At 69.9% G+C, this 22855-nt stretch carries 17 protein-coding genes; 5 read left to right on the top strand and 12 right to left on the bottom strand.

The genetic code is table 11. The annotated features are described in order from the left end of the window. Positions 1-136 precede the first annotated feature (136 nt). Both ACWDY5_RS19295 and ACWDY5_RS19300 read right to left on the bottom strand, forming a co-directional pair. The gene (locus ACWDY5_RS19295; RefSeq protein ID WP_449723551.1) at positions 137-3040 is read right to left on the bottom strand and encodes an NACHT domain-containing protein; all 2904 of its coding nucleotides are present in this window, start codon (positions 3038-3040) and stop codon (positions 137-139) included. 24 nt (positions 3041-3064) lie between these two features. After that, on the bottom strand, positions 3065-3964 hold the full coding sequence (locus tag ACWDY5_RS19300) for an SMP-30/gluconolactonase/LRE family protein (RefSeq protein WP_449723552.1): 900 nt from the start codon (positions 3962-3964) through the stop codon (positions 3065-3067). 61 nt (positions 3965-4025) lie between these two features. Between ACWDY5_RS19300 and ACWDY5_RS19305 the strand changes: the two genes are divergently transcribed. Next, positions 4026-4499 carry an Lrp/AsnC family transcriptional regulator gene (locus ACWDY5_RS19305; protein ID WP_449723553.1) on the top strand — a complete coding sequence of 158 codons (474 nt, stop codon included), beginning with the start codon at positions 4026-4028 and terminating at the stop codon, positions 4497-4499. A 31-nt stretch (positions 4500-4530) separates the two neighbouring features. Here ACWDY5_RS19305 and ACWDY5_RS19310 read toward each other — a convergent pair whose 3' ends face one another. Both ACWDY5_RS19310 and ACWDY5_RS19315 read right to left on the bottom strand, forming a co-directional pair. Beyond that, positions 4531-4686, bottom strand: coding sequence for a DUF6131 family protein (locus tag ACWDY5_RS19310; protein ID WP_247763934.1), 156 nt, complete (start codon positions 4684-4686; stop codon positions 4531-4533). A gap of 100 nt (positions 4687-4786) precedes the next feature. Further along, the gene (locus tag ACWDY5_RS19315; RefSeq protein WP_449723554.1) at positions 4787-7810 is read right to left on the bottom strand and encodes an NACHT N-terminal Helical domain 1-containing protein; all 3024 of its coding nucleotides are present in this window, start codon (positions 7808-7810) and stop codon (positions 4787-4789) included. A gap of 135 nt (positions 7811-7945) precedes the next feature. Here ACWDY5_RS19315 and ACWDY5_RS19320 point away from each other — a divergent pair, with 135 nt between their 5' ends. The 3 genes from ACWDY5_RS19320 to ACWDY5_RS19330 all read left to right on the top strand — a co-directional run bounded on the left by ACWDY5_RS19320 (position 7946) and on the right by ACWDY5_RS19330 (position 13233). Beyond that, a complete protein-coding gene (locus ACWDY5_RS19320) occupies positions 7946-9190 on the top strand; it encodes a sensor histidine kinase (RefSeq protein WP_449723555.1) in 1245 nt (414 codons plus the stop codon). 129 nt (positions 9191-9319) lie between these two features. Then, complete coding sequence (locus tag ACWDY5_RS19325) at positions 9320-10327, top strand: PQQ-dependent sugar dehydrogenase (protein WP_449723556.1); 1008 nt, start codon at positions 9320-9322, stop codon at positions 10325-10327. A 167-nt stretch (positions 10328-10494) separates the two neighbouring features. Continuing rightward, entirely contained in the window at positions 10495-13233 is a 2739-nt protein-coding gene (locus tag ACWDY5_RS19330; protein WP_449723557.1) for an ATP-binding protein, read from the top strand. Between the two features lie 52 nt (positions 13234-13285). On the opposite strand, the gene ACWDY5_RS19335 is transcribed toward ACWDY5_RS19330, so the two are convergent. From ACWDY5_RS19335 to ACWDY5_RS19350, 4 genes are all read right to left on the bottom strand, one after another. After that, a complete protein-coding gene (locus tag ACWDY5_RS19335; RefSeq protein ID WP_449723558.1) occupies positions 13286-14815 on the bottom strand; it encodes an FAD-dependent oxidoreductase in 1530 nt (509 codons plus the stop codon). Then, positions 14812-15681, bottom strand: coding sequence for a 4Fe-4S domain-containing protein (locus ACWDY5_RS19340; protein WP_449723559.1), 870 nt, complete (start codon positions 15679-15681; stop codon positions 14812-14814). Before ACWDY5_RS19340 ends, ACWDY5_RS19335 begins: the two co-directional genes overlap by 4 nt. 235 nt (positions 15682-15916) lie before the next feature. Further along, entirely contained in the window at positions 15917-16912 is a 996-nt protein-coding gene (locus ACWDY5_RS19345) for a DUF4142 domain-containing protein (protein ID WP_449723560.1), read from the bottom strand. Beyond that, positions 16902-17438, bottom strand: a complete 537-nt coding sequence (locus tag ACWDY5_RS19350) for a hypothetical protein (protein WP_449723589.1) — start codon at positions 17436-17438, stop codon at positions 16902-16904. Before ACWDY5_RS19350 ends, ACWDY5_RS19345 begins: the two co-directional genes overlap by 11 nt. A gap of 166 nt (positions 17439-17604) precedes the next feature. Here ACWDY5_RS19350 and ACWDY5_RS19355 point away from each other — a divergent pair, with 166 nt between their 5' ends. After that, a complete protein-coding gene (locus ACWDY5_RS19355; RefSeq protein WP_449723561.1) occupies positions 17605-18159 on the top strand; it encodes a sigma-70 family RNA polymerase sigma factor in 555 nt (184 codons plus the stop codon). 30 nt (positions 18160-18189) lie between these two features. Here the strand turns inward: ACWDY5_RS19355 and ACWDY5_RS19360 are convergent, their stop codons facing one another. The 4 genes from ACWDY5_RS19360 to ACWDY5_RS19375 all read right to left on the bottom strand — a co-directional run bounded on the left by ACWDY5_RS19360 (position 18190) and on the right by ACWDY5_RS19375 (position 22708). Then, positions 18190-19563 (bottom strand): GH1 family beta-glucosidase, encoded by a 1374-nt coding sequence (locus ACWDY5_RS19360; protein WP_449723590.1) that lies wholly within the window; start codon positions 19561-19563, stop codon positions 18190-18192. A gap of 67 nt (positions 19564-19630) precedes the next feature. Beyond that, positions 19631-20455 carry a carbohydrate ABC transporter permease gene (locus tag ACWDY5_RS19365; protein WP_449723591.1) on the bottom strand — a complete coding sequence of 275 codons (825 nt, stop codon included), beginning with the start codon at positions 20453-20455 and terminating at the stop codon, positions 19631-19633. Between the two features lie 8 nt (positions 20456-20463). Next, positions 20464-21429, bottom strand: coding sequence for a carbohydrate ABC transporter permease (locus ACWDY5_RS19370; RefSeq protein WP_449723562.1), 966 nt, complete (start codon positions 21427-21429; stop codon positions 20464-20466). 4 nt (positions 21430-21433) lie between these two features. Next, the gene (locus ACWDY5_RS19375) at positions 21434-22708 is read right to left on the bottom strand and encodes an extracellular solute-binding protein (protein ID WP_449723563.1); all 1275 of its coding nucleotides are present in this window, start codon (positions 22706-22708) and stop codon (positions 21434-21436) included. Positions 22709-22855: the final 147 nt, after the last annotated feature.

A 22855-nucleotide genomic window follows, 5' to 3' on the forward strand; every position in this document is an offset into this window, starting at 1 on the left:
TCCCCATCGACGTCACTCACCAGAGTGAGTACTTAGGGCAGCCTAACCTGAGCTTTTGTTCGTTGTTCAAACCGGTTTCGATTTTATGATGACGATCACGGCCCCGATCGGCTCGGTGCTAGCGAAGCTCGTCGCACTACGGTTCGCCTGCCCGCCCGTACTGTGCCGGATACCCCTGCGTCTTGGACAGCCCTTCCACATAGACACCTTTGCGCTTGAGTTGACGAGCACCGCGCACGTCTGCCCAGCCGTCGGTGATCACTGAGCGCAACCGGGTCAACCCGGTCAGCGGTGTCAGGTCGAGCGTGTGCCTGCCGTGGTCGTCGAGCAGGACGAGCTGTTCCAGCGACTCGGCCGCGGCCAGCGCGCTCAGGTCCATGGTCAAGCCGGAGTCCCAGAGTTCCAGCCGGGTCAGCCGGGGCAGCAGCGGGCGCAGCACGGCCAGTCCGCCGAGCGCGATGGCGCCGCGCAGCACCAGCGTGCGCAGCGAGGTCAGCGCGCACAGGGCGTCCAGCCCGTTCCAGCGGCCGGCGATGAGCAGGTCGAGCCGGGTCAGATTTGGGATCCGGTGCAGCGCGGGCAGTCCGGTCAGGCCCGGCGCCCGCACGGCCAGGTGCGCCAGCTCCGGCAGGTCGCCGTGGAAGCGCAGCCGGACCGGGTTCTCGTTGCCGATGTGCAGCTCGCGCAACCGCGGCACCAGATGTGCCCAGGCGGCCTGTGCCGCGTTGACCTGGATCGGGCCGTCCGGCCGGAACGGCACCTGCCTTGCGTAGTCCTCGGGATCGTAGTAGCGCCAGCAGTCCACCAGCACCCGCTGCACTTCCGGCGACGGGTGGGCCGCGTACTCGCGCAGCAGGGCCAGCGCCCGGGGACCGCCGACGTGCGCGGCGGCCAGCACACAGGCCACCGCGGTCTCCCCGGAGTAGGAGGCGATGCCGGGCGGCAGGTGGTCCAGCACCACCTCGCCGACCACGGCCAGCTCAGCCGCGGCCTTGGTGTCCTTGGGCGGCAACAGCTTCTCCGTGGCCAGCCGCACCCGCTCCAACAGCTCGGCCGGCAGCGTGGAGGCGCCGCCGCCCGCAGCCACCGCGAGCATGCGCAGCGTGGTGGCGTGGTCGGGACTGCGCTTGGCCCGGCTGAGCAGGCCGCGGATCAGCTCGGCGCGCTGCGCCAGGTTGGCCTGGCCGGGGGTCATCAGCACCACCTCCCGCCAGGCCACCTCGTGCGCCCGCTTGATGAGCATGGGAATGTGGTTCTCCTCCGCGATCTCACCGGCCGCCAGGTACTCCTGGAAGGTGCGGTGCACGAAGTCGATCCGGCCCACCACCGGTTCCCTGATCAGTCCACTTCGGACCAACAGGTGGTCCAGCACCTCCCTGGGTGCCAGCGCGTTCACCCGGAAGCTGGGCATCAGCTGGAGCTTGCGGAACATGGTGGCCTCCACCTGGCCACGGTCCAGTTCGGACTGTTCGTTGAGGGTGAGCCGCCAGGCCAGGTCGCGCAGCAGCGTCACCTTGCCGCGGTAGTCGAGCACCTTGTCCAGCGGCATCCGGATGCCGCGCCGGTCGTCCCGGTGTTCCAGGAACATCTCCAGTGCCGCCTGGTACAGGCCGTTGCGGTCCTGCGGCAGGCGGGACTCGCGGTCCAGGTTGAGCGCGCACAGCATGGCGCACAGCAGCGGGCTGGTGGCCAGCTGGGCGAGGTGGTGCTGGGTGTCCAGCTTGCGCAGCAGTTCCGCTTGACAGGCGGGCAGTTCGGTTTCCAGATCGGGCGGGGCGAGGGTGGCCATGGCCTCGTGCCACTGGCGGATGAAGGCGCGGATGTCCGCACGCGCCATAGGTTCTACGGTCACGGTGTGGAAGTCCTCGGAGGCCAGCCAGTCCTCGGCCACCGCGGCAGGGCGGGAGGTGATGACGAACCTGGCTCGCGGGTAGGCGTGCAGCCAGGAGTCCAGCCAGGACCGGACTTCCTTGCGCCGCACGGCAGGCAGCTCGTCCACGCCGTCGATGAGCACCAGCGCCCGGCCGGAGCCGAGCGTGCGGTGCACCCAGTTCGGCGGCTGTAGCTCAAAAAGCGGGTCGTCGGCGCCGGTGAAGAGCTCGCCGGGCCGGGGGAATCGCAGGGTGTCGGCGAAGCTGCGCAGTTTGACCAGGAACGGCACGCACCCGTTCCAGGAGGCCAGGTCGCCGTCGAAGGCGTTGCGGGCGGCGGTGACCGCGAGCCAGCGCAACAGGGTGGTCTTGCCGCAGCCCGCCTCGCCGCGGACGAAGGTGCGCGCGTGCCCGGCCAGCGTGGTGGACAGGCGGGTGGCGCCGGTGGCGGTGAGGTTGAGGTAGGCGATGCTGAGCTTGACCCTGGCCCGATGCCGCAGCGGCAGGCCGAAGAGCTCCAGCAGGTCCCAGCGGGTGCTGATCAGCTCCAGGTAGCGGAAGCGGAAGTCCTCATCGTGGTCGGCCCCGGCCGGCGCGTCCAGGGTGGTGTAGGGCAGGCGGTCCAGGATCAGCGCGAGCTGACCGGCCAGGTCGGTGAGCCGGGCCAGGGTCTCCGCGGAGGCCCTGGCGGGGAAGGGTTTCAGCTGGGTGATCATGCGGACCAGGCACAGGCAGGCCAGGTCCAGCAGCCGGTCGTAGACGGTGTGCGCGTCGGCGCTCAGGCCGGTGGGCGCGGGCACCTTGGCCCGGATGGCGATGGCCAGCTTGCGCGCGTCGGCATCGGCGGCGAACAACCGATCGTCGGACAGGTCGGCCTCGGCCAGCGTGTCGCCGACGGCGAGCGCGGCGGCGGTGAGCTCCCGTTCGTCCAGGGCGCGGAAGTCCTCGCGGGCGCGGTCCAGCAGCCGCTCCAGCACCTCGGTGACCATGCGGTCCAGCTGGGCGAGGACCTTGCGCCGGGTGAGGGTGTCCGTCCAGTGACCGCGTACCAGCTCGGCCAGGTCGGTGTGCCGTTCGACCCGGTCGCGGTGGTCGGCCAGCAGGGTGCGGGCGGCCTGCAGGACCACCGCGTTGGCCGCCTTGAGGGCGGAACCGCCCAGGTCGATCATGGCAACCGAGCGTAGTGACCCGGGTCAGCGCGGGTAGCGGATTCCGTTGAAGTTGACTCGAATCGAGTACACCGAGCTGGTCGCACAGATGTATAGGTTATTCCTTTTGGGACCGCCAAAAGTGAGGTTGGCGCAGACCTCGGGCACCCGCAGCTTGCCGATCAGCGTGCCGTCCGGGGCGAAGCAGTGCAGCCCGTCCCCCGCGGCCAGCCAGACCCGGCCCAGCTCGTCCAGCCGGATGCCGTCCGGGTTTCCGGCGGTGCACTCGGCGAAGACCTCACCGCCGCTGAGGGTTCCGTTGTCCCGCACGGTGAATCGCCGGATGTGCCGGTGGCGGGTGTCGGCCACGTACAGCTGCTGCTCGTCGGCGGAGAACGCCAAACCGTTGGGGCGCGCGAAATCCTCGGCAACCCTGGTGACCTCGCCGCCCGGGTCGATGCGGTAGACGTGGCAGCCGTCGGTCTCACTCTCGGCCCGGTTGCCCTCGTAGTCGCTGTCGATGCCGTAGCTGGGATCGGTGAACCAGAGCGACCCGTCCGATCGTTGGACGATGTCGTTGGGACTGTTGAGCTTCCGCCCCTGCCACTGGTCGGCGAGCACGGTGACGGTGCCGTCCGGTTCGGTCCGGGTGACCCGCCGCGCGCCTTGTTCACAGCTGACCAGGCGGCCCTGCCGGTCCACGGTGTGGCCGTTGCTGTAGTTGGCCGGCTGCCGGAAAACGCCGACGGCGCCAGTAGTCTCGTCCCAGCGCAGCATGCGGTCGTTGGGGATGTCGCTGAACACCAGGTACCGCCCGGCCGGGAAGTAGGCGGGCCCTTCGAGCCAGCGCCCACCGCCGAAGAGGACCTCCAGGTAGTCATCCCCCGCGACCCGCTGGAACCGCTCGTCCAGCACCTCGTACACAGCCCGTACTCGGTCAGCCATCTCTGCCTCTCCCTGAATCAGGTTCGGCGATAAGCTAGCATGACCACATGAGGTTCTGTCGATGATGGATGACACAGATCGCAGTCTGCTCGCAGAGCTACAGCGGGACGCCACCCAGTCCTATGCCGCCCTGGGCGCCGCGGTGGGCCTGTCCGCAGGCGCGGCACACGAGCGGGTCCGGAAACTGAAGGAACGTGGGATCATCCGCCGCACCACCGTCGAGGTCGACCCGGCCGCGATCGGCGCGGGCGTGCTGTCCTTCGTACTGGTGGAATCCAAGGCCTGGATGGGCGAAGCCGCCACCCAGAAAGCCTTCGCGGCGATACCGGAGATTCAGGAAGCGCACATCGTGGCGGGCGCGGCCTCGGTGATGCTGAAAGTGCGGACCGGCACCACGGAACAGTTGCAAGACGTGCTACGCCGCGTCTTCGCGGTCAAAGGAGTCTCCGGCACCCAGACGGTGATGTCCCTGGAGACGATGTTCGAGCGATCAGTCCACTGTGGACACCCTGGACCCGTGGGCACGCCGGGCTGACAGACGGCGCGCCCACGGGAGATCAAGGACGTCAGTACCAATGCGGCCGGCCACCCACGGCTCGGCCGGTTCCGCCGAGGACCGCCAGGACCAGCCCGATCACGACCAGCACCATGCCGATCGTCCACAGGACGGAGATGTCGGCAAGAAACCCAATGAGGAGCAGGATCGCACCGAGAATGATCACTGTTGCCTCCCTTTCTGGTGGGGACGCTTCGGGGATTACCGTCCCCACACCTGGCCAAACCTGCCGCGCGGGGGTGCGGCCGTTCGGCCCAGCGGGGCGGCTAGTCCCGGATCATCGACACGCCTCTCTGGTCAGTGTGCAGCTCCACTCCTTGTCTCAGCAACGGCTCGAAGTCCAGATCATCAAGTTTAGCGTTGGTGTGCACCGTTTCCAGCTGTGGCAACGTGAGCAGCGGGCTGAGGTCGGTACCGGGGGCAAGTCCCCACAAGGTCAGTGACCGAAGGTTGGCGCACCTCGGCAACGACGCCAAGTCGAGCGGCTCGTGGACGTTGATGAGCGCGAAGGTCTCCAACTGATCCATCCGCTGGAGCACCTCCAGAACCTGCATGTCCTGGAGGTCGAACACCATCAAGTCACGCAGCTTCGGCAACTCGGCGACCAACTGGAGATCCGTACCGGTGCACGGGTCCCCCAAGGTCAGCACCTCCAGTGCACGCAGGTGCTTGACTGAGGCCAAGTTGGGCGGTCCGTCCACACCATAGAGTGTTAAGACACGGAGATTCGGCAGCCGAGTCAGCGCGGGAATGCCCGTGACCCGCCGGGTGTTGATGAGCGCCACCGTGTCGAGAATCGGAAATAGATCCACGAGCCCATCCAGATCAGCTTGGCCGGCACGTTCGAGGCAGAGGCCGGTCAGCAGGGGCAGGGTCGGTAGGTCATTGATCCTGACGGTCTGGAAGTTGAGCAGGAGCCTTCGGAGCTTCCGGAGAAGCGGTAGGTGGGGAATCATGCCTGGGGCATCAACCCTGATCCAGGCCGAATGGAGTGGTGCATCGGCAAGAACGTCTCGGGCATACTGGCCATGGTCGAAGCTTGCCCAGCTCGCCGCCAAGCCAGCCTGGACTCGCGTGTCAGTCGCGTAGCCAGCCAGGAGCCGTTGTGCTCTCGGCCCGCCGATCATGGCCGCCAAAGCGACACAGTGCTTTGCGCCCGAGCTATCCAAGGGCTCCGAGCGAGCAGGCATGAAGTCCAGCAGCCATTCTCCCGCAGCGGCGAACTCTCGGATCTCATCCCACTGCTTGGGCGGCAGCAACTCCGTCGCAACCTGTTCAATCCGCCGCCGCAACTCCTCCCGGATCGGTCTGGGGTTGGCCATGGCCGTGATCACCAACAGTCGCAGTCTGCGCGCGAGGTCCGGAGCTTCCCGGTCGGCTCGATCGAGCAGGCCGCTGAACAGCTCGACGCGCTGCGGGTTGGTGGCCTGTCCCGGTGTCATCAGCAGAACCTCGCGCCAGGAGGGTTCGTGCGCCTCCTTCACCAGTCGCGGGATGTGGTTCTCCTCGACGATCTCCTTCGCCGCCAGGAACTCCTGCAAGGTCAGGTGCACGAAGTCGATCCGGCCGACCACCGGCTCTCGGATCACTCCGCTGCGCTCGATCAAGTAGTTGAGGATGGTCTCACCGCTGAGATCCTTGCCTGCCAGGCGGATCATCGCACCGGCGGCTTCGGCGAACTTCTGCTCGACCTGACTTCTGTCCACTTCGGACAGTTCGTTGAGCGTCAGGTGCCAGGCTAGCCGTTGCAACAGCGTCTGTTTAGCTTGCAGATCCAGCAGCTGGTCCAGCTCGGTTCGGATGTTCCGGCTCTGATCCCGGTTCACCAGGAGCATCTCCAGGGCCGCCTGGTACAGGCTGGTGCGGTCCTTGGGCAGCTGGGTCTCCCGATCCAGGTTCAGCGCGCACAGCATGGCGCACAGCAGAGGGCTGACGGCCAGTGCCTGGAGGTGGTCCTGGATCGAGAGCTGGCGCAGAAGCTGGTCCTGGAACGTGGGGAGTTCGTCGTCGACGCAGCTCGCCCGCCCGCGAATGGCCTCGTGCCAGCGGCGGACGAAGACGTGCACCTCTTCCGGCCCCATCGGCTGGACTGTGGCCGAGTGGAACTCCAGCCCACTGAGCCAGTCCTGGGTAGCCGCCGCGGGCCGGGAGGTGATGACGTACCGGGCATGCGGATAGGTGCGCACGAGTCCTTGGAGCCAGGACCGGACCAGATCCCTGCGCTGGTGCGGCAGCTCGTCCACCCCGTCGATCAGCATGATCGCCTGGCCCGCCAGCAATTGACGGTGCACCCAGCCTGCTGGGAGGAGTTGGAACAGCGGATCGGTCTCCTTCGCGAAGAACTCGTCCGGCCGGGGCAGCCGCTCGGCCTCAGCGAAGCTGCGCAGCTTGACCAGCAACGGGACCTGGCCATTCCAACGCTCCAGCTCATCCCGGAACCGGCTGCCCGCCGCCGTCACCGCCAGCCACCGCAGCAAGGTGCTCTTGCCACAACCCGCGTCTCCACGCACGAAGGTGCGGCGATGAGCACCCAGCACCTTCGAGAGACGGCTGTCGTAGCTGTCGTCGGCCCGCAAGTTCAGGTAAGCCACGCTGAGCCTGACCGACGACCGCTGGCTGACTGGCACACCGAGCAGGTCCAACCGGTCCATCGTCGAGGTGATGAATTCCAGGTAGCGGAAGCGAAAATCTTCGTCTTTCTCCGCTCCTTCGGGAGCATCGAGGCTGGTGAAGGGCAAACGGTCCAACACACGCTCAACGGCGTCAGCCAGCGCGGTGAGCCGGGACAGCGTCTCGACCGACGCCCGCGGCTGGAAAGCTTCCAGTTGGATGACCAACCGGACCAGGCACAGGCAGGCGATGTCCAGGAGTCGGGAGTAAACAGTCTCCGCGTCAGTGGACAAGCCATCTGGCGGAGTCGTGCGGTCCCGAACCGACCTGGCCAGCTTGCGATGATCCAGATCAGCCTTGAACAGCGCCTCATCCGTCAGCTCATGCCCCGACAACGCTTCGCTAACAGCCGCCAATGCCGCCGCGATCTCGTGTTCCGGCAAATGGCGGAACTCCTGCTCCGCCGGAGCCTGGAACCGGGCGAAGACATCCGTGACCATCCGCTCCAGCTGCTCGCGCACCTTCCGGCGGGTCAAGAAGTCTCCGACACTGGCATTGACCAGCTCCGACAGTTCCGCGAAGCGCTGCTTGCGGGCCTTCAGATCCGGCAGCAACGGCCGGATCACCTGGATGACCGTCTGGGTGGCCACGCGCAGCAGGGACGTTTCGAGAGCGGTCACCGGCAGAGGCTATGCCGGTTAGTTCGGCCGTTGTGTGCGTTGCCGCACGGTGGTAGGCCATTCGGCGACTTGCCCCGGACCGGGTGACTGGCATGGAATCTGGGTCCAGGGGCGAGGTATGGGAGTGCGGTGGCGGTGAATCCGCGGACTGAGGCACAGCAAGAACCCGGCGAGACCAAACCCAGGCGGCTGGCCTGGCTTGATCCGCGGTACATGCTCGCGGAGAACGGGGAGCAGCGGACGCGGTGGTTCATCGCGGTCATCTTGTTCGTGCAGCGGGCCTCCTACCTGATCCCGGCCTCGATCGCGATGGCCAGTGCCGACCTGCACCGGCACTCCAGCCCGGCGCTCAACGGGGCGCTGCTCGGGCTGGCCTGGGGGTGGCAGGGCTATCTCGGCTACTACGTGCGCAAGCACGGCTGGTTCACCTACCGACATGTCGGCGTGGACATCGTGCTGGCCTGTGCGCTGATGACCGTGGTGACCTCCAACGTGCAAGCCGGGTTCGAGTTCACCACGGTCAACTGGGCGCCGAAGTACGCCCTGGGCACCGCGGCGCTGATCGGGGCGGTGCTGCCGCTGCGCTGGGCGCTGGCGCTCAACGCGGTGCCGATGGCCTGGTACGTGCTCACCCTCAGCGCGGAGACCCAGCCGGGCCAGCCGCTGCTGCCCGCGGTGGTCGGGCACCTCAACTCGTGCATCTTCTTCGGCGCGGTCCTCTACTTCATGACCCGGTACCTGACCGCGCAGGCCCAGTACCTGGACGAGCAGACCGAGGCGCGGCTGCGGGCGGAGACCCGGCAGGCCGCCGAGCGGGCCCGGTTCGAGACCAGGACGCGGCACTACCGGGCCTTGCACGACAACGCGCTGGCCACGCTGACCGCGATCTCCATGGGCGGGCTGGACCACCGGTCGGAGGAGGTGCGCAAGCGCTGCGGCAAGGACGCCGAGTACGTGCGGCGGCTGATCGCGGCCGACACCACCAACTCCTTCACCGGGCTGGGCGACCGGCTGGCCGAGGTGGTCACCGACGCCGAAGCCCTTGACCTGCGGGTGCGCTACATCCCGGACACCGTGCCGGGTCACCTGCCGCACCACGTGGTGGAGGCGGTGGCCGACGCCTGCCGGGAGGCGCTGAACAACGTGGCCAAGCACGCCGGCACCGACCAGGCCTGGGTGACCGTGTCCTGGGTGGAGGGCACCCTCAGCGTGCGGGTGGTGGACCGCGGCCGCGGGTTCGACCCGATCCGCACCCCGCGCGGGCAGGGGCTGACCTCCTCCATCGGCGGGCGGATGCGGGAGATCGGCGGGAGTGTGCAGGTCGACTCGATGGCCGACAGCGGGACCTGCGTGGAACTGGTCTGGTCGCATTCGAGTTGACCTTCTGTCCACACCGGACCTTTGCGACGAAAGTCGTGACCGGGGGCTGCCTTCTCCGGTGGCCGGTGCGCGGGCAGAGGTGTTGGCTGGGTGGACAACCCTGTTCCGCCGCCGATTGGGGAGTCCACCATGAGGAGACGACTTCGGCTGCTGCTCGCCGCGACCGCTGTCGCGGCCCTGCCCCTGGGAACCGCTGCCGCCGAACCGGCCGCGGTCCGGGTGATCGCGCAGAACCTGGCCTACACCTGGGGCGTCGGCTTCCTGCCCGACGGCTCCGCGCTGGTGACCGAGCGCAACAGCGCGCGGGTGCTGTCCATCAAGGGCACCGCGGTCAGCACCGCCGCCACCATTCCCGGGGTGCGCCCGGGCGGTGAGGGCGGACTGATGGGCATCGCGGTGTCGCCGAACTACGCCAGTGACGGCTGGATCTTCGTCTACTACACCTCGGCCAGTGACAACCGGATCGCCCGGTTCAAGCTGGGCCAGGCGCCACAGCCCATCGTCACCGGCATTCCGAGGGCCAACATCCACAACGGCGGGCGGCTGGCCTTCGGGCCCGACGGCCACCTCTACGCAGGCACCGGCGACGCCGCCAACACCGCCAACTCGCAGAACCCGAACTCCCTCGGCGGCAAGATCCTGCGGATGACCCTGGACGGCAAACCCGCGCCGGGCAACCCCTCCGGCACCCTGGTCTACACGCTGGGGCACCGGAACGTGCAGGGACTGGCCTGGGACAGCAGGGGTCGGATGTTTGCCTCCGAGCTGGGCCAGAACCGGCAGGACGAGCTGAACCAGATCGTGGCCGGGTCCAACTACGGCTGGCCGACCTGTGAGGGCCGCTGCAACGACACCCGGTTCCGCAACCCGCTGCTGACCTGGACCACGGCGGAGGCCTCGCCGAGCGGGATCGCGGTCTACAACAACAACGTCTACGTGACCGCGCTGCGCGGGCAGCGGCTGTGGAAGGTGCCGCTGACCGACTCCGGCGTCGGCAACCCGACCGCGCTCTACCAGGGCACTTACGGCCGGCTGCGGGACGCGGCGGTCGCGCCGGACAAGACGCTGTGGGTGCTGACCTCCAACGGCCCCAGCGGGGTCGCCGGTGGTGACAAGGTGCTCAGCACTGACGGCTAGACCAATCAGTCGGAGCGGGAGCACCGAAAGCCGCGAATCCGGCCAGATTCGGGTGTCTTCTTGACCACCGGGAACCGTGTGGGCGGTTACGGTGAGGGGCCAGACGCCACGCGTGGACCGCCGCCCTGCGCAAACTGACCTGAGCCCGTCAAGGAGTACTCGTGTTGGTGGAGCGGTCATCCGAGCTGTCCGCACTTCGGGCCGCGGTGCACAGTGCCCAGTCCGGCGTGGGCCGGACCGTGGTCATCGAAGGACCCAGCGGGATCGGCAAGACGGCGCTGCTGGACGCGGCGGCCGAGCACGCCGTCACCGCGGGCTGTCATGTGCTGCGCGGCGGGTGCCGGGCGGCGGAGCAGGACACCGAACTGGGGCTGGCCGCGCAGCTGGTGGCGCCGCTGCTCCGGGAAGGGGAGAACGGGCTGGAGTTGTTCTCCGGCCCCGATGTCACGGTGCTGGGCCGGTTGTGCCACCTGCTGGCCGGACCGGCCGCGCCCGGCCCGCTGTGCGTCTTCGCCGACGACGTGCAGTGGGCCGACCGGGCTTCACTGGACCTGCTGGTGCGCTGTGCCGGGCACACCGCGGCGCTGCCGATCGCGCTGGTGGTCACCGCGCGGGCGGGCAGCGGCGAGGCGCGCGCGCCGGAGGCGGCCGAACTGCTCGAGGCCATGGGCGGCGAGCCGATCCGGCCGGAGCCGCTGACCGAGCGCGGGGTCGGCATGCTGCTGCGCAACCGGCTCAACCAGCAGCCGGCCGAGGCCTTCACCTCGGCCTGTCACCGGTTGACCGGCGGTGAGCCGCAGCTGCTCACCTCGGTGCTGGACTCGCTACAGCGCAAGGGGATCGAGCCGCAGCCCGAGCAGTTGTTCGCACTGCGCGCGATCGTCGGCCAGCTGCGCACCGGGCTCGCGGTGGCCCGGTTGCGCGCGGAGTCCCGCGCGGTGCGGCGGCTGGCCGAGGTGATCGCGCTGCTGGGCGAGTCCACCAGCCTGGCCGTGGTGGGCGAGCTGATCGGGCTGGCGCCCGAGCAGGCGGAACGGGCCGCGGCCCGGCTGCGGCAGCTGTCCATCTTCGGCAAGGGCCAGCGGCTGACCGTCAGCGATCCCAAGGTGCGCCAGACCGTGCTGCGCTGGCTGCCCTCCCGCGACCACCACCGGCTGCGGGTGCAAGCGGCGAAACTGTTGCGGGAGCACGGGGAGTCCCCCGACCTGATCGCGCCGCACCTGGTCTCGGCACGGCCGGAGGGCGACCAGCAGGCGGTGGACGTGCTGCGCACCGCGGCCGGGAACGCGTTGCGGCGTGGGGACCACCGCTCGGCGACCGGCTACCTGCGGCGGGCTTTGGCCGAGCCGCCAACGGGTTCGCTGCGGGCCACGGTGCTCACCGAGCTGTCCGCGGCGCGCTACCACACCGACCCTGGCGCGGCCGCGGACAGCCTGCTGGACGCCCTCGCGCTGGCGCCGACCCCGCACGCGCAGGCCGCGCTGCTGACCAACTACCCGCATCCCAGCGTGATCAGCTCGACGCCTGCGCTGGTGGGCGTGGTCAAGCGGATCGTGCCGCAGCTGTGGCCGGGTGAGGGCAGCGTGGAGCCCTCGCCGCTGCTGACCGCGGCGCGGCTGCTGGCGCTGGTGCCGGCCACCGATCCGCAGGACGCGGACACCCGCTACGGCTCGGTGCGGCGGAGCGTGCACCAGCAGTGGAACAACCTCAAGGCCACCAGGGTCGGGCGGCAGCTGCTCGCGGTGGAGGCCTACAACCAGGCCATCCGGTGTTCCGGCGAGATCGAGCAGATCCGGGCGCTGGCCAGGCTTTCCCTCACCGACGCGCCGGACACCGCGGAGTTCCTGACCTCGCCGCTGCTCTACGGCGGGGTCGCGCTGGCGCTGACCGACGACCTGCCGGAGGCGATGGCCGCGCTGGACGCGCCGATCGTGGACGCCCAGCGCAAGGGGTCCACCGCGCGGCTGGTGACCGGGTTGAGCTACCGGGCGATGATGCTGATCCGGCAGGGCAGGGTGCAGGACGCGATCGGCGAGGCGCGGATGGCCGCGCGGCTGCTGCGCACGGTGCCGGAGCACCCGAACCGGGGTGCGGTGGTGCTCGCGCTGGGCGGCGCGCTGCTGGAGAACGGGCGGCCGGAGCGGGCCGCGGCGGTGGTGCACAAGTACGTCACCGGGCGCGGCGGCGGATTCCGGGAGTGGGACCAGGTTTTCGCGCTCTCCGGCCGGATCCGCCTGGTGCAGAAGGACGCCACCGGCGCGCTGCGGGACGCGCTGGAGTGCGGGCGGCGGCTGGCCGAGGTCGGCTGGACCTATCCCGGTTGTGTGCCATGGCGTTCGGTGGCCGCGATCGCGCACCTGATGATGGACCAGTCCCGGGAGGCCTGGCCGCTGGTGGAGGAGGAGCTGGCGCTGACCCGCAGCTGGGGTTCGCCGGAGCCGCTGGGGGTGGCGCTGTGCACGGCGGCGCGGCTGACCGGGGAGCGGGCCGGGTTGCGGTACCTGGACGAGGCGGTGACGGTGCTGCGCGGGCGGACCAGCAGGCTGGAGTTGGCGCGGGCGCTGATCCAGCGCGGCAAGGCGCGGCAGCGGCTGGGGGTGGCCGGTGCGGACGAGTCGCTGCGCGAGGCGCTGCGGCTGGGCGAGCGCTGCGCCGCGCCGCGGGTGGTGACCAGGGCGCGGACCCTGTTGCGGGAGTACGGTTTCCGGGCCGACGGCGGCGGTGAGCTCAGCCGCACCGAGCTGCGGGTGGCCGCGCTGGCCGCCGAGGGGCACACCAACCAGGAGATCGCCGAACGCTTCCACGTCGGCCTGCGCACGGTGGAGATCCATTTGACCCACGCCTATCGCAAGCTCGGCATCCGCGGCCGCACCCAGCTGGCCGAAGCCCTGGCCAAGGCGAACTGAACCCACCTCGCCGTGTCGGCGGGCAACGGCCGGCACGGCGGGGCGGGATCGGTTAGCTGGTGCGGCGGCGGCGCAGTTGGCGGGAGATGCCGTTGGCGGGGGCGTCGAGCTCGGCGGGTTCGGTGAAGGACCACTGGCGGGTCGGCGGTTTGGGGGCCATCCGCGGGATCGGGCGGGCCGGGGGCATCGGGATGGGGCCGGAGGCCGGGCCGCCGGGGCGGGGCGCGGCCACCGGGACCGGGATGCCTTGGGGCGGCGGGAACGGCGGCGGGGTGGACTGGGCGAGCGTGGGTGCCGGGAACGGCGGGGGTGTGGCCGGTCCCGGCACCCGGCCCCGCGCGGAGGGAGGACGCGCGGGGGTGATGGTGGCGACCGAGGCGGGCGCGGGGGCGTGCAGGCGCGGCCTGGTCTGGCGGTCGAGCTCGGCGGTCCAGGTGAGCAGGGCCTGCGGGCTGTTCAGCGCGACCAGGCCGACCAGGCGGCCGCCGGAGACGAAGCCGGTCACGCTCTGGTCCGGCCGGGACGACGGCAGCAGCTGGACGGTGTCCTCACCGAGGGCGGGGAGGCCCGCGCCCTGGATGCGCATGCCGTGCTGTTCGGACCAGAACCTGGGCACCGGGGTGAACGGCTTGGCCGCGGCCCGGCCGGCGAGCAGGCTTTCCGCGGCGTGGCGGCCCATCTCGATCGCGTTGAGCCAGTGTTCGACCCGGCGGGGGCGGGCGTCGAAGCGCAGGTTGGGCCAGCGGGCCACGTCCCCTGCGGCCACGATGTCGCCGCGGCCGAGCACGTGGCAGGTCGGCTCGCAGAGCACGCCGTCGTCGATGGTCAGGCCGGAGCCGCGCAGCCAGTTGACCGCGGGCACCGAACCGGCGCACACCACCACCGCGCCGGCCACGATCACCTGGCCGCTGGAGAGGTTGAGCACCACGCCCTGCTGCTGCGGCAGCCAGTGCAGCACCCGCTCCCCCAGTGCCAGGTCGACCCCGTTGCCGCGGTGCAGCTCGGTGATCCGCTCGGCCAGCTGCGGGCCGACGGCCTTGCCCAGCAACACTTTCGACCGGCCGACGATGGTGACCTCGCCGCCGAGGTGGTGCGCGGTGGAGGCCAGCTCGCAGCCGATGAACCCGGCGCCGAGCACCACCAGCGGACGGCGGGTCCGCTGCAGGTTCTGCCGCAGGGCCAGCGCCTCCTCGACGGTGTGCAGGAAGTGCACCCTGGGGTCGTGCACCGGAACCCCTGGCAGGTGGCGGGGTTCCACGCCGGTGGCGATGACCAGGCCGTCGTAGCGCAGCTCCTCGCCGCCGGGCAGGTGCACCACCTGGCGGCGCGGGTCCATGCCCAGCACCGGGGTGGCCAGCCGCCACACCGCGTCCAGCTCGATGTAGCTGGGCAGCAGCAGGTCGCTGGGCCGCAGCTTGCCGCAGAGCAGCTGCTTGGACAGCGGCGGCCGGTGGTACGGCCGGGTCTGCTCGGCGCCGACCAGGACGATCTCGTCGGTGTAGCCCAGCTCCCGCAGGCGTTCCGCGGTGCGCAGGCCGGCCACGCCGGCGCCGACCACCACCACGCGTTCCTTCTTCCTCACTTGACACGCTCCTGAACGGTGATCGCGCGCATCGGGCAGCAGCGCGCCGCGGCCTTGGCCTGGGTGGCGAACTGCGCGTGCGGGCTGGTGTCGTACCGCAGCCGCCCGTCCTCCACCAGCTGGAACACCTCCGGGGCCGCGGTCTCGCAGATCCCGTACCGCTGGCACCGCTCGTTGTCCACGCTGACCCCGACCTTCCCGGCGCGCGGGTTGGGCGGCGCGGCCGGGTCCTGTTGCACCGGCTGGACCGCCGGTTCGGCCGAGACCAGCCCGACCTTGGTGAGCAGCCTCGGCGGCAGGAACCGCAGCGCGGTCAACGTGATCACCGGCACCACCAGGGTGATCCCGGCGGTCTGCAGCAGCGCGAGGTTGCCGTTGGCGGCCGCGCCCAGCCAGGCGTGGATCACGGTCAGCCCGACCGCGAGGTAGCCGAGCTGGTGGAAGCGCAGCCAGTGCCGGTAGACCAGCCACCGGCGCACCGCCACCGAGATGGCCACCGCGGTCATCAGCTGCAGCCCGATGATGCCGGCGGCGTGCCGGGCCAGGCCGCCCTCGGCGAAGGGGACCATGACCTTGAAAACGCCGAAGTCGATGTCGGTGACGAAGATGAAGGCGAAGCCGTGCAGCGAGCCGAAGGCGATGGTCATCACCGCCAGCATCATGTGGCCGCTGCGCAGGGCCTGCCTGCTGGTGGTGCGCCGCACCCACCCGGTGGCGGTGAGCACCCCCCAGACGAGGGTGAAGCACATCATGGCGTAGGCCAGCCTCGCGGAGAGGGCGGCCACCTGACGGACGCCGGTGTCGTGCGGGGAGATCTGGGCGAGAATCGCGTCCAACGCGGTGATGTCGGCGAGTGGGCTCAACACCGGATGCCTCCAGCGACTCGGGAGAAAAGGGGGCGAGGCGAAACCCGGGCGGCGTGGTGGGCGCCTGCCCGGCCGTGGCGAACGGGGAGGCACGGCCGGGCAGTGCGAATGAGAGTTCAATACCTCCCCTCTTTCAGCAGCTCAATTACCTTGGTGGCGCACTGAACGAATTGCGGAGGCGAGCTCGACTGGAACAATTCCATTGTTGGACTCGCTCCAGAAAATGCCGGGTTGTCTATCTGGACTGCACGAACCGGACCACCCCGATGGTGGCCGCGGCCAGCCCGGTGCACAGCAGCAGCACCAGCAGGATCATCCCGCCGCCACCGGCGTCGTCGGCCCAGGAGGAGGAGCTGGCGTTGGCCACGTCCCGCTGCTGCGGCGGCTCCACCGGCTCGCCGGCCGGCGCGGCCGGGGTCGGCTTGGCCCGCACCGAGGGCTTGGGCGCGGCCGGCGCCTTGGTGGTGCCCGGCGGCGCGGCGGCCCCGCCGCCGGTGCTGGGCGCGGCCGAGGGCGGTGGCGCCGCGCCGGGGTTGGGCGGCAGCGGCAGGTCCTGGAAGTTGACCAGCTTGGTGCTCTCCAGCAGCGTCATGTGCCGCATCACCGCGTTGATGCCCTCCTGGGCGAACTCGCGGACCAGGTTGTTGCGGCTGCCGGAGCGGACCGCGGCGACCACGGTGAAGACCTTGCCGTGCGCGGCGCGCAGCCGGTCGGCGAAGAGCTGGTCGAAGGCCTCGCCGGTGGCCCCGCGCAGCTCGGCCATCCAGCCCTGCTGGTCCGCGCTGGCCTCATCGGGCAGCGGGACGCCGAGGGTGGCGGCCACCTTCTTGACCCTGGTGTCCAGCACCTCGTGGTCCTTCATGATCAGCCTGCCCACCTCCTTCACCCGCGGTGCGGCCGCCCTGACCTGGGCTTCATCGCCCATGGGCATCTCCCAGAGCCCGGCCTGGCGCACCTTGACCAGCAGGTCGCGGTCGGCGGGCCCGAGCGGGCCGTAGTTCGTCTGCTCCCAGCCAGGGCCGGAGGTCTCGTCGTCCGGCTGGGTGACCGGCGGCGTGGGCGCCGGTTTGGCCGGTGGCGGCGCGGCCGGCTTGGAACTGGCGGGGGGTGGCGGCGCGGTGGTCTCGTCGGCCAGCGCGGCCCCCGCGGGGGCGAGCGCGACGGCCGCGGCGGCGACGGTGAGCGCGCTCCCCCGTAAGAGCCGGGTGCGAACGGATCGGTCAGTTGCCACTTGCGTTGCCTCCATTCGCCGGTGCCGCCGCCTTCTTGCCGTCGGGGGTGGCCGCGTGCCAGGTGCCGCCCTTGCCGTGTCCGTTGGACTCGCCGGGCTTGGCGTCCTTGGCGAAGCGGTACAGCGGCCAGCCGCCCACAGTGACCTGCTGTTCGCCGTCGGCGCGCAGGATCGTGTTGACCAGCGCCGGGTCGATCCCCTCGACCTGGAAGTTGCCGTTGGCGAGCACGGGTGGCCACTGCGCGGCGCAGGCGTCGACGCAGTTGGACTTCGCCGGTTTGGCGGTGTCCTTGTCGAATCGGTACAGGGTGTAGCCCTCGTGGTCGGTGATTACCGAACCCAGTCCGGCGACCTCTCTGGCGTGCATCAACGAGCTTTCGTGGCCAGGCTGGAAACTCGCCGGGACCTCGCCGGAATCGCCGCTGCCGCCGGCCCTGGGGGCGCCGTCCCCGCCACAGGCGGCGGACAATGCGGCGGCGAAGGCTATCGCCGCCAACGCGGGGGCCTTACTGCCGCTGATTTTCATCTCGGTCACCTTTCCCACTGCACATCACGCCCGACGCCCAGGACTACGGATCTCCCTCAGGGGTGGTTCAGGACCAAATCCGCGATTACCGAAAAAAGGTGATCTGGGTCACATACGAGGTATGAAACTACGCTGGGTCATGCCCGGGGCACAGCACGATGTCGCCATGCCAGAGCAACTTCGCGTCCACCACCGCAGAGCCCACGGCCCCGCGCATCCGGGCGCGGAACTCCTCGAGTGGCTCGACCTGAACTTCGGCAGGCGGCTGCTGCGGTTCACCACCGCACTCACCGGCGGCGACCGCCAGTGGGCCGAGGACGTGGTTCAGGAGACCTGGCTGCGCGCCTGGCGCAACGCCGGGAAGCTGCGCCCGGAGGCCGATGAGGTGCTGCCGTGGCTGTTCACCGTGGCCAGGCGGATCGTGGTGGACGGGGTCCGCCACCGCAAAGCCAGGCCGACCGAGGTGGACCTGACCCAGCTGGGCGAGGCCACCGTGCGCGACGAGGCCGACCACGTGGTCATCAGCATCACCGTGGCCGACGCGCTCAACCAGCTGAGCAAGGAGCACCGGGAGGCCATCCGGGAGACCTACCTGCGCGACCGCACGGTCAACGAGGCGGCCCGCATCCTCGGCGTGCCACCGGGAACGGTGAAGTCCCGGGTCTACTACGGCCTGCGCATGCTCAACCAGCTGCTCCAGGAGCGGGGGATCACGCCGTGACGGCAGCGTGCTCCCCCGCCCGCCGGAGCGCTACTCCGGCGCCACCGCGTTGTCCGCGACCACCTTGGCGTAGGCGTGTGCGGAGTCCTTGAGGGTGCGCGCCTGGGTGGCGAAGTCCACGTGCACCAGGCCGAAGCGCTTGTCGTAGCCGAAGGCCCACTCGAAGTTGTCCAGCAGCGACCAGGCCAGGTAGCCGCGCACGTCCACCCCGGCCTGGATGGCGGCGTGCACCGCGCGCAGGTGCGCCAGCAGGTACGCGGTGCGCTCGGGGTCGTGCACCTGGCCGTCCGGGCTGACCTCATCCGGGAAGGCCGAGCCGTTCTCGGTGACCAGCAACGGCATGCCCGGCGCCTGCTCGGCCAGCCAGCGCAGCAGGTCGGTCAGCGCGGCGGCCTCCTGCTCCCAGCCGGTGTGGGTCAGCGGACCCTCCGGCGGCAGGATCTCCACCCCGCGCAGGCCCGGCAGCGCGCCGGGGGTCTCGAACAGCGGGTCGGCCGCGGGGGCGACCCTGGTGGGGTTGTAGTAGTTCACCCCGAGCCAGTCGATCGGCGCGGCGATCTCGGCCAGGTCGCCGTCCCGGATCGCCGGGGCCAGCGCGTTGAGGTGGGCCACCTCGGAGAGCACGTCGGCCGGGTAGTCCCCGCGCAGCACCGGTTCCAGGAACAGCCTGCCCGAGATGCCCTCGACCTTGCGCGCGGCCGCCAGGTGCGCCTCGTCGGCCACCGCGACCCTGGCGGTGCTGAAGTTGAGCACCAGCGAGAACTGCTGCCCCGGCCGGGCCTGTGCGCGCATCGCGGTGGTCGCCCGCCCGTGCGCCAGCAGCAGGTGGTGCGCGGCCACCAGCGCGGAGGCCGGGTCGGTGATGCCGGGGGCGTGGATGCCGATGCCGTAGCCCAGGTAGGCCGGGCAGAACGGCTCGTTGAGCGTGGTCCACTGCTTGACCCGGTCGCCGAGGTGGGCGTGCGCGATCCGGGCGTACTCGGTGAAGTGGTCCACGGTGTCCCGGTTGACCCAGCCGCCCTTGTCCTGCAACGCCTGCGGCAGGTCCCAGTGGTAGAGCGTCACCATCGGCTCGATGCCCGCCTCGAGCAAGGCGTCCACCAGGCGGTCGTAGAAGGCCAGCCCGCGCGGCTCGGCCGGCCCGGTGCCGGTGGGCTGGATCCGGGGCCAGGCAAGGGAGAACCGGTAGCTGGAGACGCCGAGCCGCTGCATCAGCGCGATGTCCTCGGGGTACCGGGTGTAGTGCTCGCAGGCGGGTTCGCCGGTGTCACCACGCTCCACCTTGCCGGGGGTGGCCGCGAAGGTGTCCCAGATGGACGGCCCTCGACCGTCCACTGTGGTCGCTCCCTCGATCTGGAACGCCGAGGTCGCGGTGCCCCAGACGAATCCCGGCGGGAAGGCCAGTGGCGCTCGACTGGCGGCCGGCGCCGCGACGGAGCGGTCGGCAGAGTCGGTTGTGGTCAAGTTCCCCTCATCCCTTGACGGCGCCCTGCATGATCCCGCCCACGATGTGCCGGGCGAGCAGCAGGAACAGCGCGATCACCGGCAGCACACCCAGTGTGGCCCCGGTCAGCATCAGCGAGTAGTCGGTGTAGTAGCCACTGGCCAGCGTGGACACCGCGACCTGCACGGTCGGGCTGTCGTTGGGGTCCAGCACGATCAGCGGCCAGAAGTAGTCGTTCCATGCGGTCATGAAGGTGAGCATGCCCAGCACCGCGGCCTGCGGGCGGATCGCGGGCAGGGCCACGGTGAAGAAGGTGCGCAGCACCGAGCAGCCGTCCACCCTGGCCGCCTCGATCAGCTCGTGCGGCACGGTCTCCTCGCAGGCCTGGCGCATCATGAACACGCCGAGCGCGCCCACCAGCGCGGGCAGGATGACCGCCTGGAGCTGGCCGTACCAGTCCAGTTCGGACATCAGCATGTACAGCGGGATCACGCCCAGCTGGGTGGGCACCATGGCGGTGCCGACCACCACCAGGAACAGCGAGTCCCGGCCGCGGAAGCGCAACCGGGCGAAGGCGAACCCGGCCAGCGAGGACAGCAGCACGTTGGCCACCGCCACCGTGGCGGCGATGATCAGCGAGTTCTGGATGGCCAGCCAGAAGTCCACGGTGTCGAAGACCCTGGCGATGTTGGCGAACAGGTTGCCGCCGGGAATCAGCGGCGGCACCTTGTCGCCGATCGCGGAGTTGTCCTTGGAGGCCACCACGAAGGAGAAGTACAGCGGGAACACCGAGGCGAGCAGGAACGCCGAGAGCAGGCCGTAGACCAGGAAACCCGGCCGTCGAGTGGTCAGCACCGGCCTCACCCCTTGGACGCGATACGCCGCGCCAGCGTGAAGTTGACCAGGGCGAAGACCAGCACCACCAGGAACAGCACCCAGGCGATGGCCGAGGCGTACCCAGCGTCGAACAACCGGAAGCCCTTCTCGTACAGGTACATCGTCAGCGTCTGGAACTGCCGGTCGCTGCCGCCGACGCCGGAGGCGCCCTTGGGGTCGAACAGGGTGGGCTCGACGAAGAGCTGCATGCCGCCGATGGTGGAGACCACGATGGTGAACAGGATCGTGGGCCGGATGCTGGGCACGGTGATGGACCAGAACATCCGCCACCGGGAGGCGCCGTCCACGGTGGCCGCCTCGTACAGCTCCCGTGGCACCGACTGCATCGCGGCCAGGTAGAGCAGCGCGTTGTAGCCGGTCCAGCGCCACATCACCATCGCGCTGACCGCCAGGTGCGAGGACCAGGAGTCGGCCTGCCAGTTGATCCGGTCCAGGCCGATGAGCTCCAGCAGGTAGTTCACGATGCCGAAGTCGCGGCCGAAGATCTGGGTGAACACCAGCGCGACCGCGACCACCGAGACCACGTTGGGCAGCAGCAGCCCGGCCCGCCAGAAGGTGCGCCCGCGCAGCCCCCGGTCCAGCAGCGCGGCCAGGCCGAGCGCGGCCAGCAGCTGGGGCACGGTGGAGAGCAGGAACATGCTCACCGTGTTGCCCAGCGCGTTGTAGAAGTTCGGGTCGCCGAACAGCGCGGTGTAGTTGTCCAGGCCGACGAAGCCCTGCTCGCCGTCCACCAGCTGCCAGTCGTGCAGCGACACCCACGCGGTGTAGAGCAGCGGGAACAGCCCGAAGGCCCCGAAGATCAGGAAGAACGGGGTGACGAACAGGTACGGGGTGAACTTGGCGTCCAGACGGGCCAGCGGCCACCGCCGCTTGCGCGGCGATGGCTGCTGGGGTGTCCGAAGTGGACGGTCGGTGACCGGGGCCGCCATCGAGCTACTTCACCTCGTTGCGGGACTGGGTGACCGCCTCGCCGAAGGCCGCCTCCGGGGTGGCCTTGCCCTGCTCGATCCTGGACAGCGCCTCGTTGAAGCGCGGGCGCACCTTGGAGTCCTTGGTGCCGCGGTAGTTGGGCTTGAGGCTGTCCGCGGCGGCGGCGAAGATCTGGCCGACCGGCGCGTCGTTGTAGTACGGGTCGACCTTGCCGAGCACCTCGGGGTCCTTGTAGACCGCGGGCTCGCTGGGCAGGTTGCCGGTCTTGGCGAAGATCTTCTTCTGCTGCTCCGGCGCGGTGAGGTACTTGGCGACCTCGTAGGCTTCCTTGGTGTTCTTGCCCTGCTTGGGCACGGTCAGGAACGAGCCGCCCCAGTTGCCGCTGCCGCCGGGCACCGAGGTGACGTCCCACTTGTCCGCGGCCTCATCGCCCGCGCCGGACTTGATCTGGGCCAGTGCCCAGGCCGCGCAGGTCTCGGTGGCGAAGCTGCCCTGCTTGAGCCCGATGGTCCACTCCGGGGTGAACGGCTTGACGCCCGCGGTGTGGCCCTTGGCGCCCATGCCGCCGGCCAGCAGGAAGGCTTCCTTGACCTTGGGGTTGGTATCGGCGATGAAGCTGTCGTCGGCCTTGGCGAAGTAGCCCTCTTCGCTCTGGTAGAGCTTCGCGGTGAAGACGTTCTCCGCGGACCCGGCGAACTTGACGTTCGGGGTCTTCTCCTTGAAGCGGTCGGCGACCTTGGCGTAGTCCTCCCAGGTCGGCCACAGCTTGGCCACCTCGTTGCGGTCAGTGGGCAGACCGGCGGCGGCGAAGAGGTCCTTGCGGTAGCACAGCGCCAGGCTGCCCATGTCGGTGCCAAGACCCATCACGAAGTTGCCGTCGTCCAGGACGCCCTGGTTCCACTTCCAGGGCACCCACTGGTCCTTGAGGTCCTTGGCGCCCAGGTCGGCCAGGTTGACGAACTTGTCCTTCGAGCTGCGGAACTGGGCCAGCCAGCCCTCCTCGATGGCGACCACGTCGGCCGCGCCCCTGCCCCCGGCGAGCTGGGTGGCCAGCTGCGAGTGGTGCGCGTCGAACTCCAGCTTGCGCGCCTCCAGCTTGATGTTGGGGTGCGCCTTCTCGTAGTCGGCGAACAGCGCCTCGTAGCCGAAGTCGCTGAACGTGCCCACGGTGATCTTGATCTTGCCGTCGTCCGCGGAACCACCACAGGCGGCGGTTCCGGTGGCCAGGACGGCGGCAGCCGCGAGCGCCACCGCCCGGCGCGTCGCGATGTTGGTCATTGGTCCTCCTCGACCGGGGTGTCGAGCTGATGATCGGCAACTGGATCGGCGATACTGAGTGAGAGCGCTCTCACTCTTGGGTGGCCGGGGTCACATGTCAAGTCACGGCCGGTGATCCGACATCGTTCCGTGATCGGTCCGGCCCAG

The organism is Crossiella sp. NPDC003009 (assembly GCF_053591555.1).

Bases quoted from the DNA above. Each gene is read 5' to 3' on its own strand.
- ACWDY5_RS19295 (WP_449723551.1), bottom strand. From the start codon at position 3,040: ATGATCGACCTGGGCGGTTCCGCCCTCAAGGCGGCCAACGCGGTGGTC.
- ACWDY5_RS19300 (WP_449723552.1), bottom strand. From the start codon at position 3,964: ATGGCTGACCGAGTACGGGCTGTGTACGAGGTGCTGGACGAGCGGTTC.
- ACWDY5_RS19305 (WP_449723553.1), top strand. From the start codon at position 4,026: ATGATGGATGACACAGATCGCAGTCTGCTCGCAGAGCTACAGCGGGAC.
- ACWDY5_RS19325 (WP_449723556.1), top strand. From the start codon at position 9,320: ATGAGGAGACGACTTCGGCTGCTGCTCGCCGCGACCGCTGTCGCGGCC.
- ACWDY5_RS19350 (WP_449723589.1), bottom strand. From the start codon at position 17,438: ATGAAAATCAGCGGCAGTAAGGCCCCCGCGTTGGCGGCGATAGCCTTC.
- ACWDY5_RS19355 (WP_449723561.1), top strand. From the start codon at position 17,605: ATGCCAGAGCAACTTCGCGTCCACCACCGCAGAGCCCACGGCCCCGCG.
- ACWDY5_RS19370 (WP_449723562.1), bottom strand. From the start codon at position 21,429: ATGGCGGCCCCGGTCACCGACCGTCCACTTCGGACACCCCAGCAGCCA.
- ACWDY5_RS19375 (WP_449723563.1), bottom strand. From the start codon at position 22,708: ATGACCAACATCGCGACGCGCCGGGCGGTGGCGCTCGCGGCTGCCGCC.